Here is an 18009-nt window from a genome sequence, read left to right on the forward strand (position 1 = left end):
TCCATGCCGGTCTTCAGGCGCGGGCCGGGGCTGGCCGGCGGGGCTGGCCCGCGTGTTTCGCTGCCTGTTTCGATTTCCAGCCAAACACCTTTGCGCAGCCGCGCACACCCAGGCCGATGATCTGGCGCATCGCATGGGCCGGACGGTCGGGTGCGTGGCGCGAGGCGTGGTCGATCCAGGCATCGGCGCGGGCGAAGGTGATTTCCACCAGGTCCATCTGCTGCTGCAGCGTCATCGGGTCGAAGCGCAGGCCGTGGTGTTCGCCCTGGCGGAACACGATCAGCGCCGAGAACAGCGCGGCGTGGTCGCCGCGCAGCAGCGCCAGCGTGACGGGGGTCTGCTCGTCCAGCATCACGCCGGGCGGCAGGCGCACGCGCAGGCCGCCTTCCGAGAAGTCTTCCGTCTCCACGTGCCAGACACGGCCGTCGGCGGTTTCCATGCGCGCCGGGATGCCGAACTGGACGCGGTGCGACTGGCGCACCTGCCGCGTCTCGGAGGCGGCGGCTGCCGCCGCACCCAGGATCACGAGGTTGTAGACCGTCCACAGCATGTTCAGCAGCACAGTGTCCAGTTCATGCGTGTTCCACCAGAACAGCCGAAGGATGCCCACCATGAGGCCGATCAGGTTCAGCGACAGCAGCACGACGTAGGGCCGCGCGATGCCCCAGTCGAAGAAGTCGCGCTCGATGTAGCCGCCTTTGGCGGTGACGTTGAAGCTGCCGGCCTTGGGGTCGATCAGCGCGAGCATGGTGGGACGGAAGATGTACCAGGCCAGCACCGCCTCGTAGACCTCGGCCCAGAACGAATGCCGGAACTTGCCCTGCGTGCGCGAGTTGACGAGATTGGCGTGCACCAGGTGGGGCAGGGCCATCACCGCGATCATCACGGCCGAGGCGTGGATGACGTGGGCCTCGAAGAACAGGAAGGCCAGCGGCGCGGTCAGGAACACCAGCCGCGGCAGGCCGTAGAAGAAGTGCAGCATCGCGTTCGAGTAGCACAGCCGCTGCGCCCAGGTCAGGCCCTTGCCCAGCAGCGGGCAGTCGGTGCGGAAGATCTGCGCCATGCCACGTGCCCAGCGGATGCGCTGACCGACGTGGGCGGACAGGCTTTCGGTGGCCAGGCCCGCGGCCTGCGGGACGCCGATGTAGGCGGTGTTCCAGCCCTTGCGGTGCAGCTTGAGCGCGGTGTGGGCGTCCTCCGTCACGGTCTCCACGGCCACGCCGCCGACCTCCATCAGCATGTCCCGGCGCAGCACCGCGCACGAACCGCAGAAGAAGGTCGCGTTCCAGAGGTCGTTGCCGTCCTGCACCAGCCCGTAGAACAGCTCGCCCTCGTTGGGCACGTTGCCGAAGGTATCGAGGTTGCGCTCGAAGGGGTCGGGCGAGAAGAAGTGGTGCGGCGTCTGCAGCATCGCCAGCTTGGGGTCCTTGTAGAACCAGCCCAGCGTCATCTGCAGGAAGGAGCGTGTCGGGATGTGGTCGCAATCGAAGATGGCGACGAACTCGCCATCGGTGTGCGAGAGCGCGGCATTGATGTTGCCGGCCTTGGCGTGGCGGTTGTCGCTGCGGATCACCCAGTCGATCCCGACCTCTTCGGCGAAATCGCGGAACTCCTCGCGCCGGCCATCATCGAGCAGATGGATGCGCAGCTTGTCGAGCGGCCAGTCCAGCGCCATGGCCGCCAGCACGGTCGGCTTCACCACCTTGAGCGGCTCGTTGTAGGTCGGGATGAAGACGTCGATCGTCGGCCAGTCCTCCACCGGCATGGTCAGTGCCACGGGGCGGCGCTCCAGCGGCCAGATGGTCTGGAAGAACCCCAGCACCAGCACCAGCCAGGCGTAGATCTCGGCGGCGATCAGGCCGCTGCCGAAGAACAGGTCCAGGCCGTGGTCCATCTGCAGCGTCTCGGTCAGCCGCCAGTAGAGGTAGCGGCTGGAGACGGTCAGCGAGATGAAGGTCAGCAGCAGCGTGACGAAGCGGCCGGGCGAGCGGTTCAGCAGCACTGCGCACAGGAAACACAGCACGCCGAACACCACCTGCTCCCACAGGTCGAGCGGCACGGAGATGACCGTGACCATCAGCAGTGCGCCGCTGAGCAGCATCGCGAGTTGCAGTGCCCGGTATTCCCAGGTGTCCCAGTGCCAGCCGGCGGTGCGCCGTGCGCCCACCAGGGACAGCGGTGCGCGGGCCGCGCGGGACGGATGGGAGGGCGAGGACAGATCCGGCGATTCGGCCATGGCGGGTAGGAAGGTCGGACGGGCAGGCAGATCCCGCCACCGGCGCGCTCAGGGCAGGCGCGGCCAGGGCAGGGGGGTGGTGTGACTCAGCGGCCCAGCGGACCGGGCGTGCGACTGGCGAGGCGGCCGAACAGGCGATCGAGACGGGTCGGTTGCGGTGTGGGGGCCGCGGAGGGCGTACGGACGGGCGTCGGGCCATGGCCCGAGCCGTGCGTCGGCGCAGGGTCGCTCGGACTCGCCAGCCGGTTCAGGATCGACGAGAGCGACGACGGCCCGGTGTGCGCCTCCGGGCCCAGACGAAGTACCCGCGGCACTTCGCTGGCCGACGGCGGCACTGCTGGGACAGCCGGGACCGACGCCACCACGGCGGCCGCCGCCGGATCGGTCGGCCGCCCCATCGCGGCGCGGCGCACCGCCGCCCGCGAGGCGTTGTACTTGGCCAGATCCTGGTAGATACCGGCGTCGTGGCCCAGTGTCTTCAGCAGGTTGTGGATGTCGTCACCGTTGTTCATGAGAATGCTCTTGCTGCGGCAGGACAACTGGGGCCTGAGGCGCCGGATCAGGCGGCCAGGGCAAACACGTAAAGGGGTTCGACGCTGGTGCTGTCAGTGGCAAGCTGCTGCACGCGCAGCCGGTCGCCGGCGCCGGCTGCCCGCAGCCACTGCTCGTAGGCACCCTCCAGCACCGCTGGAGACCAGGCGCGGCTGCCGGCACCGAATGCGGCCTCGATCGGTGCACAGTGGTGGACAATGCGCAGCGCATCATCGGTATCGTTGAGTTCCACCCAGCCCCAGTTCATCGCCGACCAGACGCTGTTCATGGCGGCCTCCAGATCGGGCAGCAACTCCAGCGCAGGCAGCGGGGCGTTGCGGGCCATCGAGGCGCCCAGGCGACGCATGAGCGCGCGCGACTGCTCCGTCTCGATCCGGGTGTTCAGCTCCTGGGCCAGGGCGCCAAGGAAGGGCCGCCATTGCGGAGAACACCGGTAACGCAGGTGGTAGTCATGGTCGGATTGCGGACGGTTCATCGGCGATAAATCTGCAAAAACCGGTTAAATTCAGCAAAATTGTGCAAAATTACACTTATTCGTGGGATGGTACCATGCTGAATATTGGTGTATTGCAAACTTTTTCATTCCGTTGCAGATTGTGGCGAATGCTGAATCGACGGTGAATTTTGCAATTTTTGCACTCCCTCTTGTGGGGGAGGCAGATACGCTGTCCGGGGGGATGGAGCACCGCTACCATCGATTCACTGTGCGGGTGCGCAGTGCGTTTGGTTCTCCCTGGAGTGTTTGATGAAGGTGCTGCTGATCGATGACCATCCGCTGATCCTGTCGGCGATGCAGAGCGTGATCCTGGGCCTGGGCGCCAACGTGGAGGCGATTGGCGTGGAGACTGCCGCCGAGTGCCGCGAGCTGCTGCGGCACGACTCTGATTTCGATCTGGTGCTGCTGGATCTGCACCTGGACGATGCCAGTGGCTTCGACGTGCTCGGCGAGTTGCGCATGGGCTATCCGGCACTTCCGGTGGTGGTGGTGTCGGCGTCCGACCGGGCCAGCGACGTGATCCGCGCCATCGACTCGGGGGCCATGGGCTTCGTGCCCAAGCGGGCGAGCAACGAGCTGCTGTTCGAGGCGCTGCACCTCGTGATGTCCGGCGGCATTTACGTGCCGCCGATGACGCTCAACCTCGGGGATTCCGCCCTGCCGCTGGCCTTGCCGAACGGCTTGTCGAGCCCGGGTGTCAGGCAACTGCTGCCCGGCCCGCTGAGCGCTGCAGCTGGGGATGATCGTCTGTCGTTCGGCCTCCGACGTTTCGATGCGCGCCGGGGCACCGAGGAAACTGACCGCGACACCTCGCTGGAGCGTCTGGGCATGACCCCGCGCCAGCGCGAAGTGCTGGCGCTGTTGCTGGACGGCAAGTCGAACAAGATGATTGCGCGCGATCTGGCCATCTCGGTCGAGACGGTCAAGGACCACGTCGCGGCCGTGTTGCGCACGCTGGGCGTCAACTCGCGCACCCAGGCCGTGCTGGCGGTCGGTCGCATGCACCTGCCCGCCAGCGGTGGTGCGGGTGAGGCTGGCGGGCGCGGCGCGGTGCTGCGCTGAACAGGGTGGGCGTGGTGCCGATGACATCCGGTTCGGACGTGCTGGCCGACCGTGTCGGCAGCCTCTATGCGCAATTACCCGCCAGCCTGCTTGGCCAGGCGCTGGGCGTGGTGGTGATTGGTGTGCTGTTTCTGGTCTTGCCGGGTCCGCAGGTGCTGGGGGTTGTATCGGGCTGGCTTCTGCTGGCGGTGCTCGCCTGGGGCTGGCGCTGGCGACTGCACCGCCTGCACCAGACCCAGCCCGCGCCTCAGGTGGCCGACTGGACGGGTTGGCGCCGCCGCTGGGAGCTGTCGACGCTGCTGTGTTCGGGGGTCTGGTCGCTGGCCATGCTCTGGTTTTACCCGTTGGGCACCGAGCTGCAGCGCGCCGGCCTGATCGCGCTGCTGGCCTGCCTGTGCATCGGTTCGGCCGCAGCGGGGCATCGCACCACGCTGGTTGGCATCGCATTGATGGCGCTGGCGACCAGCTGGCAGTTCTTCACCACGGCCGCCGCCACGCCCTGGGCGAACACGCTTGGCCTGGCAGGCGCCTTCCTCGGGGTCGCGCTGGTCGGGCACCACCAGCGCCAGTGCTACACCCGACTGCTTCTGTACAAGCAGCGCTCCGAGCGGCTCGCCGCCCAGCTGGCCGCCGAGAAGGACGTTGCCGAAGAGGCCCGCCTCGACGCTGAGGCGGCGACCCGCGCCCGCACGCAGTTCTTCATCGCTGCCAGCCACGACCTGCGCCAGCCGCTGCACGCGCTGGTGCTGTTCACCGAGTCGCTGCGCCTGCGCAACCGGGACACCGCGCTGGAGCCGACCATCGCCAGCATCGGCGAGTCGGTCGATGCGCTGGAGGCGCTGTTCGACAAGCTGCTCGACCTGACCAGCATCGACAGCAGCGCCATCGTGGTCGAGCCGAAGCTGTTCCACATGCGCGAGTTGTACGCGCGCTTGAAGCTGCACTTCGAGCCACAGGCCTTCGACAAGGGGCTGGGGCTCGACTTTGTGGGCGGGCGCCACGCGGTGCGGACCGATCCGCTGCTGGTCGAGCGCATCCTGCGCAACCTGGTGTCCAACGCGATCCGGTACACCGCGGACGGCGGTCTCCTGGTGAGCTGCCGTACGCGCGGTGACCGGCTGCTGCTTCAGGTCTGGGACACGGGGGTCGGCATCGACGCGCGCCTGTTGCCGAGCATTTTCGACGAGTTCTACCAGGTGAGTACCGCCAGCGGGCCGGACCAGTCGCCGCGCAAGGGGCTGGGTCTCGGGCTGGCGATCGTGCGGCGCCTGTCGGAGTTGCTGCAGGCGCCCTTGGGCGTACGCTCGCGTCCAGGCCACGGCACCGTGTTCAGCCTGCTGCTGCCGCCCATGACCACGCCGCCCACGGACGAGGAACTCACCGTACCGATGGGCATGACCCCGACCTGGTCGAGCCCGACGCTCGCGGGGCGGCACGTGGTGGTGGTCGGCGCTGACCTGGATGCGGGCGCGGACGGCCTCGGTGCGATGTTGCAGGCCTGGGGCGCGCAGGTCAGTGCGTTCAGCAATGCCGCCACGGTGCTGGACTGGTCCACCAGCCAAGGGCGTCTGCCGGATCTGGTTGTCGTCGGCCGCACACCCGCGCACGAGCGTGGCGGTGTCGATCTGGTGCGGGCCTTGCGGCTGGTCTTCGGCGTTGCGCTGCCGGCCGTGCTGCTGAGTGACGGGGAGGGCGATGCTGCTGCGGCGACCGAGCCTGGTGTCCACCTGCTCGCCCGGCCGGTGGCGCCCAACCGGCTGCGGGCGATGGTGAACTTCAAGCTCTCGGCCCGTACAATCTCTCACCCCGACCTGTAGCCCACGTAGGCAAGAAATCACCATGTCGATGCACGACCGAGACGGAAAAATCTGGATGGACGGACAGCTGGTGGACTGGCGCGACGCCAAGATCCACGTCCTGTCCCACACGTTGCACTACGGCTGCGGCGCCTTCGAGGGCGTGCGCGCCTACAAGACACCCGACGGCACGGCGATCTTCCGCCTGCGCGAGCACACCGAGCGCCTGTTCAACAGCGCCAAGATCCTGCGCATGAAGATCCCCTTCTCGTTCGAGGATGTGATGGAAGCGCAGAAGGCCGTCGTGCGCGAGAACCAGCTGGAAAGCTGCTACCTGCGTCCGCTGACCTGGATCGGCTCCGAGAAGCTCGGCGTCAGCCCGAAAGGCAACACCGTGCACCTGATGGTCGCCGCGTGGCCCTGGGGCGCCTACCTGGGCGAGGAAGGTCTGAAGCGCGGCATCCGCGTCAAGATCAGCAGCTACACCCGCCACCACGTCAACATCACGATGACGCAGGCCAAGGCGGTGAGCAACTACACCAACTCGATCCTGGCCAACATGGAGGCGACCGAGGACGGCTATGACGAGGCGATGCTGCTAGACGCCAGCGGCTTCGTCTCCGAAGGCGCGGGCGAGAACCTGTTCGTCATCAAGAACGGTGTCGTCTACACGCCCGACCTGTCCGCAGGCGCCCTCAACGGCATCACGCGCAACACGATCTTCTCGATCTGCGCCGACCTGGGCCTGAAGGTGGTGGAAAAACGCATCACCCGCGACGAGGTCTACATCTGCGACGAGGCCTTCTTCACCGGTACCGCCGCGGAAGTCACCCCGATCCGCGAACTCGACCGCATCGAACTCGGCAGCGGCTCGCGCGGTCCGCTCACCGAGAAGATCCAGGCGGCCTTCTTCGACATCGTCGGTGGCCGCAATCCCAAGTACGCCGAGTGGCTGACGCCGGTCTGAGCCCGGTCCTGAGGAGATCCAAGACATGAGTGACAACAAAGCAGCAGCCGTCGTCGAGGTGCTGGCCTCTGATTTGCAAGGTCCGGGCGTCGTGTTCTGCCCGAACCCGAAGCAGGACCTGGGGAGCAACCACCCCAAGGTCTACATCGACCTGAGCCACGGCGGCGAAGGCAAGTGCGCCTACTGCGGCACCGTCTACCGCCTGAAGGCGGGCGAGAAAATCCACTCGCACCATTGAGCGGTCGCGCGGCTCCCCCATGACCCGGTCGCTGATCGTCGCGCCGCAGTGGATTGGCGACGCGGTGATGAGCCAGCCGCTGATGGCCGCGCTTTCGGCGCGCGGCGAGACGCTGGGCGTGGCCGCGCTGCCCTGGGTGTCACCGGTCTACCGGGCAATGCCCGAGGTGGCGGAGGTGATCGACCTGCCGTTCGCGCATGGCCGGCTGGACTTCAAGGCGCGGCGCGCGCTGGGCCAGGCGTGGCGCGGGCGTTTCGAAAACGCCTACGTGCTGCCCAATTCCCTCAAGTCGGCATTGCTGCCGTGGTTCGCCCGGATTCCGCGCCGGGTGGGTTACCACGGCGAAGGGCGCTGGCTGCTGCTCAACGACCGGCGTGTGGCCCCAGGCGAGAAGCGTCCGCCGATGGTGGCGTTTTACCGCGCACTTGCAGGTGACGACACCACGGCGACACAGGCGGCCGCCGATCCGGTGATGCACTTGCCGGTCGAGCGGGTCGCGGCGGTCCTGCAGACCCATGGGCTGCAGGCCGGCGCTTACTGGGTGCTGGCCCCCGGCGCGGAGTACGGCCCCGCCAAGTGCTGGCCCGCAGCGCATTACGCCGATCTGGCCCGCAGTCTGTACGCCGACAGCGGCCAACCGGTCGTCCTGCTTGGCTCGGGCAAGGAAGCGGCGCTGGCCGAGGACATCGCCCGTCAGGCCGGTGCCGGCTGTGTCGTGCTGGCCGGCAAGACCTCGCTGGATGCGGCAATGGCGCTGATTGCCGGTGCGCGGGGCCTCGTCAGCAACGACTCCGGCCTGATGCACGTCGGTGCGGCGTTCGGCCTGCCGCAGGTCGCCGTTTTCGGTTCGACCAGTCCCGAGCACACGCCGCCACTGAATGCACGGGCCGAGGTGATCTGGCTCAAGGACGAACTCCCGCTCGACTGCGCGCCGTGTTTCGAGCGGGTCTGTCCGCTTGGCCACACGCGTTGCCTGACGGAAATCGCGCCTGAGCGGGTCCGCCGGGCGCTGTGGGCGCGGGTCGAAGCCGCCGCGCCTCAGAGTTCCAGGTGACCCACCGAGACCACCGGCCCGGTCGGCGCGCCGGTCGGTGACCCGCCAGTCGGCTCGACGCTGACGGCAAACGCGGCGGTGCCCTGCAGCAGGTGCTCGCGCAGCACCGTGGTGGCGCCCTTGTTCGACACCAGTCCCAGCGAACGCGGCGCGCCCTTCGGCGGCACGGCCCACAGCTCCAGCGCCTGCGCGGCCGTCACGGTCACGCCCGCCAGCGGCTTGAGCACCAGGCTGCGGCCATCGGCCCCGACGCTGGCAACGAAGCTGGCCGGCCCCTGCTCGGTGCCCATCACCACGACGACCGGCGGTTGCACCGGGCCGGGCAAGGTCAGCGCGACGGCCAGCGCGAGTGTGGCCAGGCTCGTGGCGCCGGCCAGACCCTGCCAGAGTCCGAGGCGCTCCCACCAGCGGGTGATGCGCTGCTGCACCGAGGCCGAGGCGCCTGCCGGCGCACCCTCTCCGAAGAGCCGTTGTTCAATGCCCTTCCACACGGCGGACGACGGCGTCACCGGTGGCACGCTGGCCGTCAGCGGTACCAGCCGGTCCTGCCAGCGCCAGACGGCCTTGCGCAATCCGGGATGCGCCGGCAGCAGGGATTCGAAGCGGCGGCGTGCGCCCCCGCGCAAGGTGCCCAGCACATATTCGGCGGCCAGGCGATCGCTCAGTTCACGGCAGCTGTAGTCCATGGCTCAACCCCGCGGTCCGGTGACGATCGCCACCGTCGGCCCGGCATCGCTGCCCAGGCCGGCGCGTTCCAGGCAGGTGCGCAGCGCCAGCAGGCCGCGGCGCACCCAGCTCTTCACGCTGCCCAGCGGCTGCGTCATCTGGTCGGCCACCTCGGCGTGTGACAGCCCCTGGTAGAAGGCCAGGGCGAGGCTTTGTTTCTGGTCGGCGCTCAAGGCGTCCATGCAGACCCGCACGGCGCGGGCCTCGACGGCGTTGCTGAACAGCGTCTGGGGATCGGGGTCATCGGAGGCGAAATCCTGCAACATGTCGTGGTCTTCCTCATCCGCCCTCCCGGGGCGGTGGGTGCTGACGGTTTCCGGTTCGGTCTGGCGCCGACGCAGGCTGTCGATGGCGCGGTTGCGCGCCACGCTCGACAGCCAGGTCAGCGCCTGGGCGCGGCTGGCATCGAAACCCGCTGCACTGCGCCAGACGTTCACGTAGACCTCCTGGAGAAGCTCTTCGGCGAGATCTCTCTGCCGCTGGATACGCAGGATCACCCCGAGCAGATGCGCGCTGGTGCGCTGGTAGAGGGTGGAAAAGGCCTGGCGGTCACCGAGACCCGTTCTGGCGAGCAGATCTGCCAATTCCTGCGCACGTTCCGGGGAAGTTGCCGCCATTCGTTGGTCCTCGTCGATGTCGGCGCATTCTAGAGGCCACACGGTCGGCAGGGTGGCTGCGTAGAATCCAGTCCACCCTCTCTGCCGCTAAAAGAACTCCATGCCCCGTGCCAAGCCCTTGCAGGCCGCCCTGATGGCGACTCCTGACGAAACCGAAGCCCAGTTCTACGATGCCCTGCAGCATGCGGATCTCGAACGGGTGATGTCGGTCTGGTCCGATGACGAGGACATCGCCTGCATTCACCCGGGCGGACCGCGGCTGGTCGGCGCGCAGGCGATCCGTTCGGCGTTCGAGAGCCTGTTCGCCAACGGCAGCGTCGATGCCCGCGTCTCGCAAGTACGCCGCATCGTGGCGGGGGGCTTTGCCGTGCACCATGTGCTGGAAGAGATCCGTGTGGCCACACCCGAGGGGCCGCAGCGCGCCTTTGTGCTGGCCACCAACATCTTTGTGAAAACACCCCAAGGCTGGCGCTTGCTCGCCCACCATGCCAGCCCGGGCAGTCCGCGTCAGGTGCAGGAATTCAGCGACGAACCCTCGACGCTGCACTGACTTGACCCTCGATCCCGCTCCCGCCTGGCTGCCCGGTGGCCAGGCACAGACCGTCTGGCCGGCGCTGTTCTCGCGCAGCCACGACCCCGCCGTTCCGATCGTCTACCGCCGCGAGCGCCACACCACGCCCGACGCGGACTTCATCGACATCGACTGGCTCGACCCGGCCGGTGTGAACGACGGCACGGCGGGCGAGGGCGTCGGCCTGCTGGTGCTGTTCCACGGGCTGGAAGGCTCCTCGCGCAGCCATTACGCGCTGGCCTTCGCCGACTGGGCGCGCCGTAACGGCTGGCGCTACGCGGTGCCGCATTTCCGCGGCTGCTCAGGCGAGCTGAATCTGGCGCCACGCGCCTACCACTCGGGCGACCATGTCGAGATCGGCTGGATGCTGGACCAGATCCGCCAGTCGCACCCGACCGGACCGGTCGTCGCCGTCGGTGTCTCGCTGGGCGGCAATGCGCTGCTGCGCTGGGCGCAGGAATCGGGCGAGCAAGCGGGCCGGGTGGTGCAGGCGGTGGCGTCGGTGTGTTCGCCGATCGACCTGACCGCCGCCGGCCACGCGATCGGGCGCGGTCTGAACCGCCACCTCTACACGCCCATGTTCCTGCGCACGATGAAGCCCAAGGCACTGGCCAAGCTCGCGCAGCATCCCGGTCTCTTCGATGCGGAACGGCTGCGGCAGGCCCGTGACCTCTACGCCTTCGACAACCTGTTCACCGCGCCGCTGCACGGCTACCGCGACACCGAGGACTACTGGCACCGCGCGTCCGCCAAGCCCCATCTGGCCGACATCCGGATCCCGGCGCTGGTGGTCAATGCGCGCAATGACCCGTTCGTGCCCGCCGAGAGCCTGCCCGCTGCGCACGAGGTCGGGCGCCACGTCACCCTGTGGCAACCCGAGCATGGCGGGCACGTCGGTTTTGCGTCCGGGCCACCGCCGGGCGATGTGCGCGGGCTGCCGCGGGCCGTGATGGGCTGGATGCAGGGGCCACTCGGTTCCCGCTGGCCGTCGCCGGCGCGCTGAGGCAAGATCGGCCGCATGGATGACATCGTCAAAGCGGCCCTGAAGAAGTGGCCCAACGTGCCCGACTGCCGCGGCTGGCTCGCGCTGGACGCCCGCGGTGACTGGTACATGCGCGACGACCGCACGCAGGCGGCCGGCCCGTTCCCGCGCGTCAAGGGCAGCCGCATCCTGCACGACAAGCTGCGGGAGTTCATCGGCCGCAACTACGAGGCCGACGCCGACGGCTGCTGGTTCTTCCAGAACGGTCCGCAGAAGGTGTTTGTCGAGCTGGAGGCGGCGCCCTGGGTGTTCGGCGTGCAGTGGCTGGACGGCGCGTTCCGGGTCGAGACGCAGACCGGGCGCCCGGTGCCCTCGGTGGACGAGGTGCTGGTGGACGAGCAGGGGCGGCTGTTCCTGCACACGCCGCTGGGCCTCGGGCTGGTCCGCTCGGCGGACATGGACACCGCGGCGGATGCGGTGGTCGCAGGCGTATGGGTGCCGCAGGACGTGCGCTCTGCCGATCTGCCGGTGCGCTACGGCCATGACCTCAGCCCGCAGCGGCGCGGTCAGGCCTGAACACAGGCATGAAAAAGCCGGTCGCGCAGACCGGCTCTTGCTGATGCTCGGAAAACCCCGAGCGACTTACTTCGAGGCAGCGTCCGCAGGCGCAGCAGCGGCCTTCGGCTCGTCGAACTTGGCACCACCGGCGTTGGCCATGTAGACCACGGCACGGCCGATTTCGACATCACTGAAATCACCGCCGCCCTGGGCGCCCATGGCGCCTTTGCCCTTGAGGGCCGAGGTCAGCAGGGCCTCGTAGCCCTTGCCGACACGCGGGCCCCAGGCAGCAGCGTCACCAAACTTCGGTGCACCGGCCAGACCGGCGGTGTGACAGGCCGTACATTGGCCCTTGAACACTTCTTCGCCGCTCTTCAGCGGGCCGCCTTCGAGCTTGATGGTCACGGCACCAACGGGCTGGATGCGCGCGGCCGTGGCTTCGGCACCCAAGGCGTCGGCACCGGCACCTTCACGGGCGTCGCTGCCCACGTTCTTCACCAGCAAGACGATGGCAAAGATGGGCACCACAAAGGCAAAGATCACCGCCAGGATGAGTTGCTTGGGGGTCTTGATCGGGCTTTCGTGCTCGTCGTGGGCTTGGCTCATGGATTCCTCAGGGCTGTTGAACGCGGTGTGGGCACTGGTCGCGTGCAGGGCAGGCAGGGTGCGCAAAACCGTCGAATTATAAGGGCCGGATGCAGCGCGCCCGTGTTGCGCGCATGCTGCGTTGCGATAACTGCTAGAATCGCATTCGCTGCGCCCGTAGCTCAATGGATAGAGTATTGGCCTCCGAAGCCAAGGGTTGCTGGTTCGATCCCAGCCGGGCGCACCACCCAATCTGTCAAACGCCAACCGCAGCCGGTTGGCGTTTTCGCTTGTGGGGCGGTTTTCTGCGATGGATGCGATTCCGGAGTGCCTGTGACAGCAGCAAAGTATCTTTCCTGGTGGACCGTTCTGGTCGCCGCACTGAGCGGAGTGGCCGCACCGGCCAGTGCCGCCCCCTATGACCACATCGTGGTGGTCGTGCTCGAGAACCGCTCGGCCGATGCCGGCGGCGAACAGCGCATCTGGGGCAACCCGGCGATGCCCTTCCTCAACGGACTGGCCAACGATCCGCAGCACGGCGCACGTTTCACCAATGCCTACGCGGCCGAAACGCCGTACCGCCGCATTCCCGCCGGCTTCAAGACGCCGCTGTCGGCACGGCCGAGCCAGCCGAACTACCTCTACCTGTTCGCCGCGAGCCACCAGGGTGTGCTGCCCGCGTGGTTCCAGGATCCGACCTCGCCCTACCGCGGCGACGTGCGCATGGCGAACCACGGCGATGCGCTGCCGGCCAAGCTCGACGACCAGCCCGCCGGCATCGGCAACCGGCTGGTCCCCGCAGCGCGTCGCCCGTTCAGCACCGCCAACCTCGGCGCCGCCCTGCGCCAGTCCGGCAAGACCTTCCTGAGCTTCTCCGAGAGCCTGCCGCACCCGCTCTGGGACGGCGAGGGCGATGTCAACCCGCTCGCCGACCACTACCGCCGCAAGCACAACCCCGCCATCAACTGGATCGACTTCGGCCTGGCGTACACCCCGCGCAAGGTGTCCGAGGCGCAGCGCCGCTTCCTGCTGCCGGTGGACGTGAATCTCGGTTTCCACGCCACCGAAGATCCGACGGGCCGCCGCTGGCGCGGTTTTGCCGAGGACGAACACGGTCGCGCGCTCGACTACACGAAGCTGCCGACGGTCTCGTTCGTCGTGCCGAACGAGCAGCACGACGCCCACAGCGCCCCGCTGGCCGACGCCGACGACTGGCTGCGCCGCCACATTGGCCCCTATGCCGCCTGGGCGCGCACGCACAACAGCCTGCTCATCGTCACCTTCGACGAGGACGGCTCCACCGACACCGCGCAAGGCGATGGCTACCGCACCGGCCGCCACACCATTGCCACGCTGTTCCACGGTGCCGGTGTGCGCCCGGGGGTCTACCGGGAACGCATCGACGCGCTGAACGTGCTGGCCACCGTGTTGCACGATCAGGGCCTGCTGGAAGGCTTCCGCCGCGACTTCCTCGCCACCTGCGTCGAAGACCGGCCGACCTGCGAGCGTGAGCACGCCAACCTGCGCCCCATCGCTGACGTGTTCGGCCGCGGCGAGCCGCTGATCGAACTGCCTGCGGTGCGGTGACTGCGGCCCTATACCGCGGTATGGGGCCGATTCTGGTGAAACAAGTCACGCTTGCCATGCGATCGCGGTGCGTCTACTCTGTCTGCCCAGACGTGCCGCGCTGGCACGTTGTCTACCCACCGAAGCAAACTGCGTGAAGGAACCGAGACCATGGGATTGATGAGTTTCATCAAGGAAGCCGGCGAGAAGCTCTTCGGCAGCCACAACCCTGAAAAGGCCGCTGCGGAAGCTGCGTCCGCGGCCGATCCGGCTGCTGCGCAAGCCAAGCTGGACGCGGCCAATGCGGGCGCTGCCGCTGCCATCGAGAAGTACATCGGTGCGCAGGGCCTGAACGTCGATGGCCTGCAGGTCGCCTTCGACGGCACCACCTGCCAGGCCACCGTCTCCGGCTGCGCCAATGACCAGACGACGAAGGAAAAAGTCCTGCTGTGCTGCGGCAACGTCGCGGGCGTCACGGGTGTCAACGACCTGATGACCGTCAACGAGCCGGCCGACGAGTCGCGCTGGCACACCGTCGTGCGTGGCGACACGCTGTCGGGCATCGCCAAGGCCGAGTACGGCAATGCCAACGCCTACATGAAGATCTTCGAGGCCAACAAGCCGATGTTGAGCCACCCGGACAAGATCTATCCGGGGCAGACACTGCGCATCCCGGTCTGACCTCAGCAGGACCGCGTATGCATGGACGGCGACCGGGTGATCGGTCGCCGTCTTTTTTTATCGGATGGTCAGCGCCAGACCATCACCGGAATCTTCGTGTGCATCAGCACCCGCTGCGTTTCGCTGCCGAGCAGCAGTCCAGCCATGCCGCGCCGGCCGTGCGAGGCCATCACGATCAGGTCGCAGCCGTCGCGCTCGGCAGTGCCGAGCCGTCGGTGGATAGCAGGATGTGCTGGAACATGAGGAGCCTCCGTTCGGTGGCCGAGGTCACGGCGTCATCGTAGGCCGATGGTCAGGTGCCGGCAATCCGATCGCGGAACATGCCACGGTGGCAGGGTCTTGCGCGCCATTGACGCGGCGTTAACACCCCGGCGCGACGCTGCCAGCGTGTTCTTCCCACAACCACTTGCGCAGGAGGTTCCCGCTAGGTACGCCCGCTGCCCGCCAGCAGCCCGGCTTTGTCTCCGCCATGCTGCTCACCGACCACTCGACCTGATCGGTCGGCCCTCAAACAGGCTGCAGCGGCGCGATGTCGTGGACCACGACCCGCGTCCAGAACGACGCGCAGACCGCGATGAACCGGGCGTGGTCCGGGCACCGGGTCTGGTAGAACGCGTGGTCCTCCATCGACTTGAAGTGCAGGCTGGTCGCGTAGCCGAAGGTGTTGTCCGTCACCGGGCGGCGCTCGGTGGCCGCCGCAGGGCCGGCGTAACCGCGCTCCAGATAAGGGATCGCGGCCAGGCGCTGTAGCTCGGCCTCGAACAAGGTCCGTTGCTCGGCCGAGAGATCGTCGCGCAGCCAGAACAAGGCGCTGTGGATCAGCATGGTGGTGACTCCTTGACGCTCAGGCCGGCGCGAACCACTCGCCCGCCAGCGTCACCCCGACCTCGCCCCGGATGTCCCGCGACGAGGCCCCGACCCGCAGCCCGAACGCCCCCGCCTCTGCCACCCAGCCGCCGCGCGCCGTGTCGAACCACGCGAAGGCGCGCATGCCGAGCGTGATCGTCGCCGTGCCGGTCTCGCCGGGCTGCAGCGCGAGCTTGGCGAAGCCCTTGAGTTCCTGCGCCGGCCGGCTCGCGCCGCTGACCGGGTCGCTGACGTAGAGCTGCACGACCTCGGCGCCCGCCCGCGTGCCGGTGTTGGTCACGTCCACCGACAAGGTGACACTCCCGCCCGCCTCAATGTCGCTGCGATCGACGCGCACGTCACCCCAGGCGAACGAGGTGTACGACAACCCGTGCCCGAACGGGAACATCGGCTCGACCCCGTGCGTGTCGTGGTGCCGGTAGCCGATGAACACGCCTTCGTCGTAGACCACGCGCCCGTCCACGCCGGGATAGCGCAGCGGATCGCCGTTCGAGGTGACGACATCGGCGAGCTGCTTCGGCCACGTCTGCGGCAGCCGCCCGCCCGGTGCGGCGCGGCCCGTCAGCACGTCCGCGATCGCGTGGCCGCACTCCTGCCCGGGGTACCACGCCTGCAGCACCGCCGGCACCTTGTCCAGCCACGGCAGCTCGACTGGCGCCCCGGTCTGCAGCACGACGATGGTGTTCGGGTTCGCGGCGACGACACGCTCGACCAGCGCGTTCTGCTGGTGCGGCAGCGCCATGTCGGGCCGGTCCAGCCCCTCGCAGTCCCACTCGGCGTTCAGCCCGATGAAGACCACTGCCACGTCGGCTTGACGCGCCGCCGCTTCGGCCGCTACCAGATCGGCCTCGCCACGCGGCAGATGCACGCCCAGCCGCAGCGCCTTGAACGACACCGGCACGCCCGTCGGCGACGAATACTCGACCGTGATCGTCACCGGCACGCCCGCCTGCAGCCGGTGGCTGACAACGCGCTCGGTGCAGCCAAAGGTGAAGTAGGTGTCGCCCTGCGCCCAGCTCTCCCACGCCTCGACGACCTGCACGCCATCGAACAGCACGCGGCTGAGGCCCGCGCTGGTGATCGAGACCTGGTAGTCGCCATCGGCTGGCGGCACGAACTCGACCGTCGCCCGTGCGGAGAAATGCATCGGGTCGATGCCGTCCTCCACCGCGCCGGCCCACAGCTTCTCGCTGCTCGGATAGACCGCTTGCACTGCCGGCTCGCCGCTCAGGTCGATCGAGGTGTAGAACGCCACCGCCATCGGCTGGTTCAGCACCGGCACCCAGCGGTAGTTGTCCGCGCCGGGCGCACAGACCAGCGCGGCGTCGGTCTGCGCGGCCAGCCCTTCGTGCGGCGTGATGCGGTGCAGCGCGTTCACGTTGGCACTGCCGCCGCCCATGATCTGCGCGGTGTCCACGTTCGGGCCGATCAGCGCGATCGTGCGCGCCGTGCCAGCGTTGTCGCCCAGCGGCAGCAACGCGCCGTCGTTCTTCAGCAGCACCGAGCCTTCCGTGCCGAGGCGGCGGATCAGGGCGCGGCGCTCGGCGGAGTCCTCCGAACGCTCGTCCGGGATGCCCGGCGACGCGAAGCCGCCGACCCGCTCGACCAGTTGCAGCACCCGCCCGGCGCACGCCCGCACATCGTCGGCCGACACTCGGCCGTCACGCACCGCCTGCACCAGCGCCTCGCCCCGGTGGCGGGTCGTGCCGGGCATCTCCAGGTCCATGCCGGCCGTGGTTGACTGGTCGGTGCGGTGCTCGGCGAACCAGTCCGACATCACCAGCCCGTCGAATCCCCATTGGCCGCGCAGGATGTCGCGCACCAGCGGCGCGTTGTCGCCTGCGAAGTCGCCGTTGATGCGGTTGTACGAGGTCATCACCGCCTGCACGCCCGCTTCCTTGACCGCCTTCTCGAACGGCACCAGGTACAGCTCGCGCATCGTCCGCTCATCGACCACCGAGTCGATCGACATGCGCTCCACCTCGCTGTCGTTGCAGACGAAGTGCTTGATGGTGGCGGCGATGCCGTTGTCCTGCAGCCCGCGGATGTAGCCGCAGGCGATCTCGCCGGTGAGAAACGGGTCTTCCGAGTAGCACTCGAAGTTGCGGCCGTTGAGGGTCGAGCGGTGCAGGTTGACGGTCGGCGCCAGCAGCACGGTGGCGCCCTTGAGCTTGGCCTCGTCCGCCAGCGCGTGGCCGGTTTCGGCGATCAGCGCGGGGTTCCAGGTGGCGCCGAGCGCGATGGCGGCGGGGAAACACGCGGTCTGCGGGCCACCGTTGAAGATGCCGCCACGGGCGCCGTTCGGTCCGTCGGTGACCTTGATGGCCGGGATGCCCAGGCGGGGGATGGCGACGGTACACCAGAAGTCGGCGCCGGTGAGCAGGCTGACCTGTTCTTCCAGCGTCAGGGCGTCGAGCAGGGCGGGGATGTTGGGGGTGGTCATGAAAAGGGGTTC

Annotated in this window: 18 protein-coding genes, 1 tRNA gene and 1 pseudogene; 11 read left to right on the top strand and 9 right to left on the bottom strand. The window is 68.2% G+C overall.

The window, feature by feature from the left end; genetic code table 11:
- Positions 1-13: 13 nt before the first annotated feature.
- The 3 genes from bcsA to bcsD form a co-directional block, all read right to left on the bottom strand.
- Positions 14-2236: a UDP-forming cellulose synthase catalytic subunit gene (bcsA, locus tag RMP06_RS17885; protein WP_310463147.1), complete on the bottom strand. Its 2223-nt coding sequence runs from the start codon at positions 2234-2236 to the stop codon at positions 14-16.
- Between the two features lie 86 nt (positions 2237-2322).
- Entirely contained in the window at positions 2323-2748 is a 426-nt protein-coding gene (locus RMP06_RS17890; RefSeq protein WP_310463148.1) for a hypothetical protein, read from the bottom strand.
- Positions 2749-2795: 47 nt separating this feature from the next.
- Positions 2796-3263, bottom strand: coding sequence for a cellulose biosynthesis protein BcsD (gene bcsD / locus RMP06_RS17895; protein ID WP_310463149.1), 468 nt, complete (start codon positions 3261-3263; stop codon positions 2796-2798).
- Between the two features lie 270 nt (positions 3264-3533).
- On the opposite strand from bcsD, the gene RMP06_RS17900 reads away from it, so the two are divergent.
- The 5 genes from RMP06_RS17900 to waaF are packed head-to-tail and all read left to right on the top strand — an operon-like array spanning position 3534 to position 8401.
- Positions 3534-4346, top strand: coding sequence for a response regulator (locus RMP06_RS17900; protein ID WP_310463150.1), 813 nt, complete (start codon positions 3534-3536; stop codon positions 4344-4346).
- 20 nt (positions 4347-4366) lie between these two features.
- Positions 4367-6163, top strand: a complete 1797-nt coding sequence (locus RMP06_RS17905) for an ATP-binding protein (protein WP_310463197.1) — start codon at positions 4367-4369, stop codon at positions 6161-6163.
- 22 nt (positions 6164-6185) lie between these two features.
- Positions 6186-7109, top strand: a complete 924-nt coding sequence (locus RMP06_RS17910) for a branched-chain amino acid transaminase (RefSeq protein ID WP_310463151.1) — start codon at positions 6186-6188, stop codon at positions 7107-7109.
- Positions 7110-7134: 25 nt separating this feature from the next.
- On the top strand, positions 7135-7347 hold the full coding sequence (locus RMP06_RS17915; RefSeq protein ID WP_310463152.1) for a zinc-finger domain-containing protein: 213 nt from the start codon (positions 7135-7137) through the stop codon (positions 7345-7347).
- Positions 7348-7366: 19 nt separating this feature from the next.
- Positions 7367-8401: a lipopolysaccharide heptosyltransferase II gene (gene waaF, locus RMP06_RS17920; protein ID WP_310463153.1), complete on the top strand. Its 1035-nt coding sequence runs from the start codon at positions 7367-7369 to the stop codon at positions 8399-8401.
- Here the strand turns inward: waaF and RMP06_RS17925 are convergent.
- The gene (locus RMP06_RS17925) at positions 8386-9087 is read right to left on the bottom strand and encodes an anti-sigma factor (protein ID WP_310463154.1); all 702 of its coding nucleotides are present in this window, start codon (positions 9085-9087) and stop codon (positions 8386-8388) included. The two genes, waaF and RMP06_RS17925, sit on opposite strands and share 16 nt — an antisense overlap.
- Positions 9088-9090: 3 nt before the next feature.
- Positions 9091-9744, bottom strand: a complete 654-nt coding sequence (locus tag RMP06_RS17930; protein ID WP_310463155.1) for a sigma-70 family RNA polymerase sigma factor — start codon at positions 9742-9744, stop codon at positions 9091-9093.
- A 100-nt stretch (positions 9745-9844) separates the two neighbouring features.
- On the opposite strand from RMP06_RS17930, the gene RMP06_RS17935 reads away from it, so the two are divergent.
- The 3 genes from RMP06_RS17935 to RMP06_RS17945 are packed head-to-tail and all read left to right on the top strand — an operon-like array spanning position 9845 to position 11873.
- Positions 9845-10294 carry a YybH family protein gene (locus RMP06_RS17935; RefSeq protein ID WP_310463156.1) on the top strand — a complete coding sequence of 150 codons (450 nt, stop codon included), beginning with the start codon at positions 9845-9847 and terminating at the stop codon, positions 10292-10294.
- A 1-nt stretch (position 10295) separates the two neighbouring features.
- Positions 10296-11318 (top strand): YheT family hydrolase, encoded by a 1023-nt coding sequence (locus tag RMP06_RS17940; RefSeq protein WP_310463157.1) that lies wholly within the window; start codon positions 10296-10298, stop codon positions 11316-11318.
- Positions 11319-11333: 15 nt separating this feature from the next.
- On the top strand, positions 11334-11873 hold the full coding sequence (locus tag RMP06_RS17945; RefSeq protein WP_310463158.1) for a DUF2946 family protein: 540 nt from the start codon (positions 11334-11336) through the stop codon (positions 11871-11873).
- Positions 11874-11939: 66 nt separating this feature from the next.
- Here RMP06_RS17945 and RMP06_RS17950 read toward each other — a convergent pair whose 3' ends face one another.
- Complete coding sequence (locus tag RMP06_RS17950; protein WP_310463159.1) at positions 11940-12461, bottom strand: c-type cytochrome; 522 nt, start codon at positions 12459-12461, stop codon at positions 11940-11942.
- 150 nt (positions 12462-12611) lie between these two features.
- On the opposite strand from RMP06_RS17950, the gene RMP06_RS17955 reads away from it, so the two are divergent.
- The 3 genes from RMP06_RS17955 to lysM all read left to right on the top strand — a co-directional run bounded on the left by RMP06_RS17955 (position 12612) and on the right by lysM (position 14687).
- Positions 12612-12687 (top strand) — tRNA-Arg (locus RMP06_RS17955).
- An 86-nt stretch (positions 12688-12773) separates the two neighbouring features.
- Positions 12774-14027 carry an alkaline phosphatase family protein gene (locus RMP06_RS17960; RefSeq protein WP_310463160.1) on the top strand — a complete coding sequence of 418 codons (1254 nt, stop codon included), beginning with the start codon at positions 12774-12776 and terminating at the stop codon, positions 14025-14027.
- A gap of 150 nt (positions 14028-14177) precedes the next feature.
- The gene (gene lysM, locus RMP06_RS17965) at positions 14178-14687 is read left to right on the top strand and encodes a peptidoglycan-binding protein LysM (protein ID WP_310463161.1); all 510 of its coding nucleotides are present in this window, start codon (positions 14178-14180) and stop codon (positions 14685-14687) included.
- A gap of 68 nt (positions 14688-14755) precedes the next feature.
- Here the strand turns inward: lysM and RMP06_RS17970 are convergent.
- The 3 genes and pseudogenes from RMP06_RS17970 to RMP06_RS17980 form a co-directional block, all read right to left on the bottom strand.
- Positions 14756-14887, bottom strand: a pseudogene (locus RMP06_RS17970) (universal stress protein); the annotation flags it as partial.
- Positions 14888-15194: 307 nt separating this feature from the next.
- Entirely contained in the window at positions 15195-15512 is a 318-nt protein-coding gene (locus RMP06_RS17975) for a Dabb family protein (protein WP_310463162.1), read from the bottom strand.
- A gap of 19 nt (positions 15513-15531) precedes the next feature.
- The gene (locus RMP06_RS17980) at positions 15532-17997 is read right to left on the bottom strand and encodes a glycoside hydrolase family 3 C-terminal domain-containing protein (protein WP_310463163.1); all 2466 of its coding nucleotides are present in this window, start codon (positions 17995-17997) and stop codon (positions 15532-15534) included.
- Positions 17998-18009 lie beyond the last annotated feature (12 nt).

It is taken from the genome of Sphaerotilus sp., assembly GCF_031429695.1.
Taxonomy (GTDB): Bacteria; Pseudomonadota; Gammaproteobacteria; order Burkholderiales; family Burkholderiaceae_C; genus Sphaerotilus.